Below are 9,143 nucleotides of genomic sequence, written 5' to 3'. Positions count from 1 at the left end.
CGATGGGCGGGCCTTGCGCATCGATACCTGGGTCGAAGCCGGTTGCGAGATCCCGCCTTACTTCGACCCCATGATCGCCAAGCTGATCAGCTGGCAACCCACCCGCGAAGCCGCCCGCTTGGCGCTCGATGCCGCGCTGGAGGCGACGCAGCTCTACGGCGTGGAAACCAACCAGCACTACCTGCGCCAGATCCTGGCCGATGCACCTTTCGCCAGCGGCCAGCCATGGACGCGCTGCCTGGAGCAACTGACCTATCATGCCCCGCTCATCGACATCGAGCTGCGCCACGGCGGCGATCCGTCCCCGGTGTCGCCGTGGCAGGGCGCCGCGTGGCGGCGTCTGGCCGCGGCCGTGGGGGAGACGCTCGGCGAGGACGTCGTCCCGCTGCCGTACCTGCAGCTCGGGGCGAGCGACAGCCGCTTCTACACCGGCCTCACCGACCACGTCTACCGCTTCGCGCCGTTCCACCTCACGCGGGCCGAGCGCGACGCGCTGCACGCCCCCGACGAGCGGATCCGCGTCGAGGTGTGGCTGCGCGGCATCCGCTTCTACCGCGCCCTGCTGGCATCCTGAACCGCGTTCTCGTCGTGGCGCGGGGGTCCGACCGGGTCGCCGAGACTGCACGCAGCTGACAACCCCACTGCAGACTGCCGCGGTCTCGTCAGCGGCGTGCAGTCTCGCGGTCGGAGGAGCCCCGCAGAGCCCCGAGTCACCCCGACGGCAACGGAGCCGCATCGGCGTCGGCTATTCTCGTGTGACCGGTCACGACGCGATCGGCGACGCAAAGAAGCGAGATCGATGAGCGAGACCGACATCCCGGATGCCGCGGCCAAGGCGCCGAGTATCCGCGACGTGGCACGTCTGGCCGGCGTCTCGTACCAGACCGTCTCGCGCGTGATCAACAACAGCCCGCAGCTCCGCCCCGAAACGGCGGCGCGGGTGCGCGAGGCGATCGCCGAGCTGAAGTTCGTTCCGAACCAGGCCGCCCGTGCCCTGGCGACCAGCCGCACGCGCCTGATCGGCGTGCTGGGGCCGCGGACGACCACCCACGGCGTGTCGTCGATGGTGCAGGCGGCGGAATCCGCCGCGCGCCGGGCCGGCTACCGCCTGACGTTCACCAATCTCGGCACGAGTGCCCCCGACGACGTCCGCGCGTCGATCGACCACCTGGTCGCACAGTCCATCGAGGGGCTCATCGCGGTCGCCCCGCAGACGCGGGTCGTCCCCATCCTCGACGAGATGAAGCTGCCGGTGCCGGTGCGCATCGTGTCCTCCACGGGACCTGCCACCCCGACCGCGACGTTCAACGACCAGGTCGCCGGCGCTCGCGCGGCGGTGCGCCACCTGGTCGACCTCGGGCACTCCCGCATCCTGCACATCGCCGGTCCGCGCGACTGGCTCGAGGCCGACCACCGGATGCGGGGATACCTCGCCGAGATGGACGCCCAGGACCTGTCGCCGCGCCCGCCGATCCTGGGGGACTGGTCGGCGCAGTTCGGTTTCGAGGCAGGGCTGGAGCTCCTCCGGACGGAGGATGCCACGGCCGTCTTCGCGGGCAACGATCACATGGCTCTGGGCTTCATGCATGCCGTCCGGGCGATCGGACGATCCGTCCCGGAGGACATCTCGGTGGTCGGTTTCGACGACGTTCCGGAGGCCGCGCATCTGTGGCCGCCGCTCACGACGGTGCGACAGGACTTCGCCGGAATCGGCCAGCGCGCGATGTGGGATCTTCTCACCGACCTGGGCGTTTCTCACGAAGGTCAGTCGATGCCGGAACCCGATCATCTGCGCCTCATCGTCCGCTCGTCGACGGCTCCGCCGAACCGCTGAGACGTCACGGTTTGGCAACGGCTGTTCGTCGAACGCACGGGGACTTGACATGGACAGCGATGCGCGGGGTAGCATCGCACACACAATGTGAACGGTCACATCACCGCCACACCACGCCGACGGGACTCGCTGCGGAGCGACTCCGTCGAGACGAAGACGTTTCGAACGATGCGCTACACCCGCTTCGCCGATCGGCCTCGTTTCGCCCCGCCGGCCGCGTGAACGGCGTGCCGTCCGCGCTGCAGCGGTCGGCTCCGCGGGGGAGAGGCCGTGACATCCAACCCAACGAAGGGAACCAGAGTGAAGAAGCACAGCATGCTCAAGGCGATCGCGGGAGCGGGCGTCCTGGCGCTCGGCATCGGCCTCGCGGGCTGCGCGGGCGACCGTACCGGCAGCGGCGGCGGCGACGCGCAGGAGGCCGGCGGCACCATCGGTGTCGCGATGCCCACGCAGCAGTCGGAGCGGTGGATCGCCGACGGCAACAACGTCAAGAAGCAGCTCGAGGACCTCGGCTACCAGGTCGACCTGCAGTACGCCAACGACGACATCCCCACCCAGGTCTCGCAGATCGAGAACATGATCTCCTCGGGCGCGAAGGCCCTGATCATCGCCTCGATCGACGGCACCACCCTCACCGACGTGCTGCAGCAGGCCGCCGACGCGAAGATCCCGGTCATCGCGTACGACCGCCTCATCAACGGCACGAAGAACGTCGACTACTACACGACGTTCGACAACTACAAGGTCGGCGTGCAGCAGGCCACGTCGCTGCTCACGGGCCTTGGCGTCCTCGACGCTTCGGGCAAGGACACCGGTGCCGCCGGCCCCTTCAACATCGAGCTGTTCGCCGGTAGCCCCGACGACAACAACGCCACCTTCTTCTGGAAGGGCGCGATGGACACGCTCAAGCCCTACATGGACAAGGGCACGCTCGTCGTCCCCTCGGGCCAGACCGAGTTTGGTCAGGCGGCGATCCTCCGCTGGCTGCCCGAGACCGCGCAGAAGCGCATGGAGAACATCCTCACGGTCATCGGCGGCACCAAGCTCCAGGGTGTGCTCTCGCCCTACGACGGTCTCTCGATCGGCATCATCTCGGCCCTGACCTCGGGTGGCTACGCGGCCAACGCGCTGCCGGTCATCACGGGTCAGGACGCCGAGGTCGGCTCGATCAAGTCGATCATCGCGGGTGAGCAGTACTCGACGATCTTCAAGGACACGCGCGAGCTCGCCAAGCAGGCCGTGACCATGGTCGACGACATCCGCAAGGGCACCGAGCCCCAGGTCAACGACACCGAGACCTACGACAACGGCGAGAAGGTCGTTCCCTCGTACCTGCTCGAGTCGACGATCGTCACGAAGGACAACTACGAGAAGGTTCTCGTCGACAGCGGCTACTACACCGCCGACGACCTGAAGTGATCTCCGCGGGAGGGCTCCGGCCCTCCCGCACCGCCTCCGCCGCGACCGATTCCCCGGGCGCGGCGGAGGCCCCTGTTCCCTCACCCCCACCCGGCGCAGAGCCGGTCCTGCAAGGAGGACCTCGTGAGCACCATCCTCGAGATGCGCTCGATCACCAAGGAGTTCCCCGGCGTCATCGCCCTGGCGGACGTGTCACTCACCGTCGAACGCGGTACCGTGCACGCCATCTGCGGCGAGAACGGCGCAGGGAAGTCCACTCTCATGAAGGTGCTCAGCGGCGTCTATCCCGCGGGCGACTACCGCGGTGAGATCGTCTTCGACGGCAAGACCGTCGAGTTCAAGGACATCCGCGACAGCGAAGCGGCCGGCATCGTCATCATCCACCAGGAGCTGGCTCTCAGCCCCTACCTCTCCATCGCGGAGAACATCTTCCTCGGCAACGAGATCACCCACCGCGGCCTCATCGACTGGGATGCCACCAACCGCGAGGCATCCAAGCTCCTGGCCCGCGTGGGTCTGGGCGACAGCCCCGACGTGCCCGTCAACGAGATCGGCGTCGGCAAGCAGCAGCTGGTCGAGATCGCCAAGGCGCTGTCGAAGGACGTCAAGCTCCTCATCCTCGACGAGCCGACCGCCGCTCTGAACGACGACGACTCCGAGCACCTGCTCGACCTGATCCGCCACCTCAAGGGGCAGGGGATCACGTCGATCATCATCAGCCACAAGCTCAACGAGATCCGCGCGATCGCCGACGAGGTCACGATCATCCGCGACGGTCGGACGATCGAGACGCTCGACGTCGCCACCGGCGGCACGAGCGAGGATCGCATCATCCGCGGGATGGTCGGCCGCGAGCTCGAGAACCGCTACCCCGACCGCGACGTCGAGATCGGCGACGAGGTCCTGCGCATCGAGGACTGGACCGTCCACCACCCGACGGATGCCAGCCGCGTCGTCATCCACGAGGCGAACCTGAACGTGCGCGCCGGCGAGGTCGTCGGCATCGCGGGGCTCATGGGCGCCGGCCGCACCGAGCTCGCGATGAGTGTCTTCGGCAAGAGCTTCGGGTCGCGCATCTCCGGAAACGTCTACATCCGCGGCCAGAAGGCGGACACGTCCACGGTTCCCGCGGCGATCCGCAGCGGCCTGGCGTACGTCACGGAAGACCGCAAGGGTGCCGGCCTCAACCTGATCGACACGATCAAGCGCAACATCTCGCTCGCCGGGATGCGCAAGCTGACCAAGCGCGGCTGGGTCGACGGCGACGAGGAGTACCTCGTGGCCAACCGGTACCGCAAGTCGATGAACATCAAGGCCCCCACGGTGGACGTCGTGGTCGGGAAGCTCTCCGGCGGCAACCAGCAGAAGGTCGTCCTGTCGCAGTGGCTGTACTCCGACCCGGAGGTGCTGATCCTCGACGAGCCGACCCGCGGCATCGACGTGGGCGCGAAGTACGAGATCTACACGATCATCAATTCCCTCGCGGCGCAGGGGAAGGGGGTGCTCGTGATCTCGTCGGAGCTTCCCGAGCTCCTCGGCATCTGCGACCGCATCTACACCCTCAGCGAAGGCCACATCACCGGCCAGCTGCCCATCGAAGAAGCCACACCCGAGGCCCTCATGGTGCTCATGACGAAGGAGAAGGAAGCCGACCATGTCAGCGCTTAACACCACGACCCAGACGGGGCCGGCGACGCCGAAGGGCCCCGTGGGCGGTGCCGCCGGGGGAACCGGCAACATCGTGCAGTTCTTCACCTCGCGTCTGCGCGAGATCGGCATCTTCATCGCGCTGATCGTGATCGTGCTGCTGTTCCAGGCTCTCACCGGCGGGCGTCTGCTCACCGCGGGCAACGTGTCGAACATCATCGTCCAGAACAGCTACATCCTGATCCTCGCGATCGGCATGGTGATGATCATCATCGCCGGCCACATCGACCTGTCCGTCGGTTCGGTCGCCGCCTTCGTCGGTGCCGTGTCGGGCGTGCTCATCGTGCAGTGGGGCCTGCCCTGGTGGCTCGGCATCCTGCTCTCCCTCGTGCTCGGCGCGGTGGTCGGCATGTGGCAGGGCTTCTGGGTCGCGTACATCGGGATCCCCGCCTTCATCGTGACGCTGGCCGGCATGCTGCTGTTCCGCGGTCTCACGCAGATGACGCTCGGCAACACGCAGATCACGCCGTTCCCGACCGAGTACCGCCAGCTCGGCGGCGGCTACCTCTTCCCGGAGCTGTTCCCCGCGGCCACCTCGCCCGCGGAGTGGATCACGGTCGCCCTGGGCGCCCTGACCCTCGTGCTGTTCGTCTTCTCGCAGGTGCGTCAGCGTGCGAAGCGTGCGGCGCTCGAGCTGCAGAACGAGCCGATGGCGGCGTTCCTCGTCAAGGTCATCGGCGGCGGCGCGCTCATCGCGTACCTCACCTACCTGCTGGGTGTCGCGCCCGGTTCGCGCGGTACGCCGATCGTGCTCGTCGTGCTGGCGCTCCTCATCATCGGCTACTCGACGGTCATGAGCCGCAGCGTCTTCGGACGCCACATCTACGCGATCGGTGGAAACCGCACCGCCGCGAAGCTGTCGGGCATCAACACCCGTCGCGTCGACTTCCTCCTGTTCGTGAACATGGGTGTCCTCGCGGCCCTCGCCGGCATCGTGTTCACGGGTCGCCTGAACTCGGCCGGTCCCGGCGCCGGAAACCTCTTCGAACTGGATGCCATCGCCGCCTCGTTCATCGGTGGCGCCGCCGTCCAGGGTGGTGTCGGCCGCGTGGTCGGTGCCATCGCCGGTGGTCTGGTCATGGGTGTGCTGAACAATGGCATGTCGCTCATGGGCATCTCCACCGACGTCCAGCAGTTCATCAAGGGTCTCGTGCTGCTGCTGGCCGTGGCCTTCGACGTGTGGAACAAGAACCGCACCCGCGGTTGATCCTCACCCTCCTCGGACGCCCCGTCGCCTCGTGCGGCGGGGCGTCCGTCGTGCCGGGGGCAGAGCGGGCTGCATGACGCTCGCTGGAGGCTAGCCGATCGCGGCGCCGTCGAAGCGGGTGCGGTCGATCCGCGTCCCGTAGACGTCCTCGAAGGCGCGCTGGAGTGACGAGCGCGAGCCGAACCCGCTGGCTGCCGCCACCAGATCGAGAGCCAGGTCGGGACTGCTCGCGAAGAGCGCCATCGCGTGCCGCGCGCGGTGGCGGCGGATCTCCTGCGCCACTCGGAGGTCGCGCGCACGGTAGGCCCGTTCGAGGGTGCTTCGAGAGACGTCCAGATCCCGGGCGAGTCGACTCGGCGAGAACTGCGGATTCCGGTACTCGTGGCTGATGCGCGCCTGCGCGCGCGTGAACAGATCTGCGCCGGGCAGAGAACTCGTCGAGGCCAGGACGAGCGCCCGCGCGACGTCCCGGGTCAGCGAGCGGAGCACGCCGAGGTCCTCCTCCTCCCCGGTGGGCGACTGGAACGCCGCCGCCTGCAGGTAGGCGTATGCGACTCGGAAGACCGTGTCCGTCGGCGCGATGTCACCCACGCCGTCCGGCACGAGCCGAACGGGTTCGATCTCCGTCATGTCGAACGAGAAGAAGATGAGTTCCACGTCCGAGACGGCGCGGACGCTGACCGGGTCGGTGGTGGGGAAGATGAGGTGCAGGCCTCCGCCGTCGGCACTCCAATACGATCCTGGCCCGGTGATCTCGATTGCGCCGCGGTTGACGAAGAGGAAGACGCAGCGGTTGCGCGCGTTGACCCGCTGGCGCGACCACTCGACGACGAACGGCCCGGATACCACGTGGGCCGTGAGGCACCAGTTGAAGCGGACCGCCTGAATGCGCAGGCGCGTGATGTCACCCTCCGCGACCCGCAGTCCCATCCCTTCGACGAAGGTCTGAAGGCGCAGACGGTCGGAGGGAGCATCGCTCCGCTGGGCGAAACGATGCTGTCCCTGCAGATCCGTCCACCCGAGGGTGAGGTCGTGCGGTAACAGATCGGAGTGGTCGTTCGTCATCGTGTGGTCGCTTCTTGACACCGAGAGGGGAGGCTCGGGTGGCGAAGGGTCGCCGGACCTGCCCATCGCACGATGGTAGACCGCCCGCGGGAGCGGGGCATCGGAGGCTGCCCTCGCCGGGGAGCGGTGCTAACCGTGCGGGGTGTCGCGTCCGAGCGCGCGAACGCGCTCGGGTGGTACGGCGTCCATCTCGCGGAGGGCCCGGCTCATCGCCGATCGCGATCCGAAGCCGCTCACTCGTGCGATCATCTCGGTGCTCATCGCCGGATCGCCGGCGATCAAGGACAGCGCGTGGTGAGCGCGATGGCGCCGGATCTCCTGTGCGACGAGGAGCGAGCGATGGCGGAAAGCGCGTTCGAGGGTGCTGCGTGAGACGCGCAGTTCTGCGGCCAGGCGCGTGGGTGAGAACTGAGTATCCCGGTACTCCTGCGCGATGATCCTCCGCGCCTCGGAGAGCAGTCGATCCCGATGCCGTGTGCGGACGGAAGCGAGGACGAGCGAGCGGGCCACGTCACGAGTCAGTGCGCGCAGGATGCCCATTTCCTGGGCGTCGTCGGGGGTCGGCATCGGATCCAGGGATGCCGCCTGAAGGTACGCGTACGCCGAGCGGAACACGGGAGAGGTCGCCGAGAGCGGGCCGATGGTGTGGGGATCGAGAGAGAGCGGTTCGATCTCGGCACTGTCGAAGGAGAAGAAGATCATCTCGCTGTCCTCACGACCCCGGATGCGAACGGGGTCCGGACCGGGGAAGATGACGCACAGACCGCCGCCGTCGGTCGTCCATTCCACCCCCGTGCCGCTCACCTCGAGAACGCCGTACTGGACGAAGACGAAGACGCAGCGACTGCTCGCGTCCGCGTCCTCGCGTGACCACTCGATGGTGAATGGCGCCGAACGGATGTGTGCGATCGTGTACGCCGGCAAGGCCACCGAGTGGATCGCCAGTCGGACCGGATCGCCCTCCAGGACCCGGAAGTCGGCCTCGCCCGCGAACTCCTTCATCCGCGGGAGGTCGAGGACGGCGCCCGGGATGTGCGCGAAGCGGCGCTGGCCGTCGAGGCCACGGGCGTACGAACGGGGCGGGACGGTCCGCGTGCGGATCTCGACCCCTCGTGCCGACCCCTGCGTCGCGCTGGGGTGGTGAGACGCCCGCCCGGCATGCGGGTCTTGCATGGATACTCCTCGTTCGATCACGGTGCCCCGTGCGCAATGATGACCAGCGCTCCGTGCCGTGACGGCGGCGCGGGTGGGTTTTGCCTCAGCTCGAACGCGGAGATGACGCTAATCGCACCGCCCGTGGGTGTTCCTTTCGCGCGAAGAGGGGTCGTTAGGGATAACCCGAACGAGGAGGCGGGCTGGCCCGGCTGACCCGGATACGGGCGGCGTCCTACCGTGGGACACATGACCACGGCATCCGTCCTTCCTCCTTCCCCGCCGCCGCTGCCCGCGCTCCCGAGCGCGGCGCCGCGGACGTCGGTGCGCATCTCCTCGCCCGGGCACGTCGCCGGGGCCATCGCCCAGCTCGCCGCGCTCGGCGCGATCGGTCCGGCCGTGTTCGGTGGGCTGTTCAGCCTGCTCGGTGCGGGCGTCGGGCTCCTCTTCGCCGTTCTGATCGGCGTCGTCGTGCTCGCCGGTCTCGTGTACGCGCTCTACGCGGTCGCGTGGTTCGAGCAGGCGCGTCTCGAGGGGCTCTACTCATTCGAGCTGCCCGCCCTGCGCGTGCGGCGCAGCCCCAAGCCGGGCTTCGTCGGCGTGCTCCACACCCATCTGGCTCCAGGCGATCGACCCGCGGCAGTGGCGCGCGATCGCGTCTTTCACGGTTTCGACCGTGCTCGGTGTGGTCGCCCTTCTGCTCGTCGGAGCTGTCGCGTGGGGGCTCGCCCTCGCCGTCAGCCCCATCTTCGGGTGGAC

Annotated in this window: 7 protein-coding genes and 1 pseudogene; 6 read left to right on the top strand and 2 right to left on the bottom strand. The window is 68.2% G+C overall.

Going from position 1 to position 9,143, the window contains the following annotated elements:
- From I5G_RS26210 to mmsB, 5 genes are all read left to right on the top strand, one after another.
- Positions 1 to 574: M20/M25/M40 family metallo-hydrolase (locus I5G_RS26210; protein ID WP_204365556.1), on the top strand; the 574-nt coding region annotated here is incomplete at its 5' end.
- A 225-nt stretch (positions 575 to 799) separates the two neighbouring features.
- Positions 800 to 1,834: a LacI family DNA-binding transcriptional regulator gene (locus tag I5G_RS10380; protein ID WP_022878999.1), complete on the top strand. Its 1,035-nt coding sequence runs from the start codon at positions 800 to 802 to the stop codon at positions 1,832 to 1,834.
- Positions 1,835 to 2,149: 315 nt separating this feature from the next.
- Positions 2,150 to 3,253, top strand: coding sequence for a multiple monosaccharide ABC transporter substrate-binding protein (gene chvE / locus I5G_RS10370; RefSeq protein WP_051038748.1), 1,104 nt, complete (start codon positions 2,150 to 2,152; stop codon positions 3,251 to 3,253).
- Between the two features lie 141 nt (positions 3,254 to 3,394).
- Entirely contained in the window at positions 3,395 to 4,921 is a 1,527-nt protein-coding gene (gene mmsA / locus I5G_RS10365) for a multiple monosaccharide ABC transporter ATP-binding protein (protein ID WP_036327583.1), read from the top strand.
- Positions 4,908 to 6,167, top strand: a complete 1,260-nt coding sequence (gene mmsB, locus I5G_RS10360; RefSeq protein ID WP_022878996.1) for a multiple monosaccharide ABC transporter permease — start codon at positions 4,908 to 4,910, stop codon at positions 6,165 to 6,167. The genes mmsA and mmsB overlap by 14 nt, the downstream gene beginning before the upstream one ends.
- Before the next feature lie 90 nt (positions 6,168 to 6,257).
- On the opposite strand, the gene I5G_RS10355 is transcribed toward mmsB, so the two are convergent.
- Together I5G_RS10355 and I5G_RS10350 are read right to left on the bottom strand one after the other, a co-directional pair.
- Complete coding sequence (locus I5G_RS10355) at positions 6,258 to 7,232, bottom strand: helix-turn-helix domain-containing protein (RefSeq protein ID WP_022878995.1); 975 nt, start codon at positions 7,230 to 7,232, stop codon at positions 6,258 to 6,260.
- Between the two features lie 129 nt (positions 7,233 to 7,361).
- The gene (locus I5G_RS10350) at positions 7,362 to 8,405 is read right to left on the bottom strand and encodes an AraC family transcriptional regulator (RefSeq protein WP_022878994.1); all 1,044 of its coding nucleotides are present in this window, start codon (positions 8,403 to 8,405) and stop codon (positions 7,362 to 7,364) included.
- Positions 8,406 to 8,633: 228 nt separating this feature from the next.
- Here I5G_RS10350 and I5G_RS21820 point away from each other — a divergent pair.
- Positions 8,634 to 9,143, top strand: a pseudogene (locus I5G_RS21820) (hypothetical protein); the annotation flags it as partial.

Origin of the sequence: Microbacterium sp. B19 (genome assembly GCF_000333395.1) — a bacterium.
Taxonomy (GTDB): Bacteria; Actinomycetota; Actinomycetes; order Actinomycetales; family Microbacteriaceae; genus Microbacterium.
Note: the sequence above shows the minus strand (reverse complement) of the source record. Positions and strands in the feature narration are given on the sequence as shown.

Coding starts and splice junctions, on each gene's coding strand:
- I5G_RS10380 (WP_022878999.1), top strand. CDS start 800: ATGAGCGAGACCGACATCCCGGATGCCGCGGCCAAGGCGCCGAGTATC.
- chvE (WP_051038748.1), top strand. CDS start 2,150: ATGCTCAAGGCGATCGCGGGAGCGGGCGTCCTGGCGCTCGGCATCGGC.
- mmsA (WP_036327583.1), top strand. CDS start 3,395: ATGCGCTCGATCACCAAGGAGTTCCCCGGCGTCATCGCCCTGGCGGAC.
- mmsB (WP_022878996.1), top strand. CDS start 4,908: ATGTCAGCGCTTAACACCACGACCCAGACGGGGCCGGCGACGCCGAAG.
- I5G_RS10355 (WP_022878995.1), bottom strand. CDS start 7,232: ATGACGAACGACCACTCCGATCTGTTACCGCACGACCTCACCCTCGGG.
- I5G_RS10350 (WP_022878994.1), bottom strand. CDS start 8,405: ATGCAAGACCCGCATGCCGGGCGGGCGTCTCACCACCCCAGCGCGACG.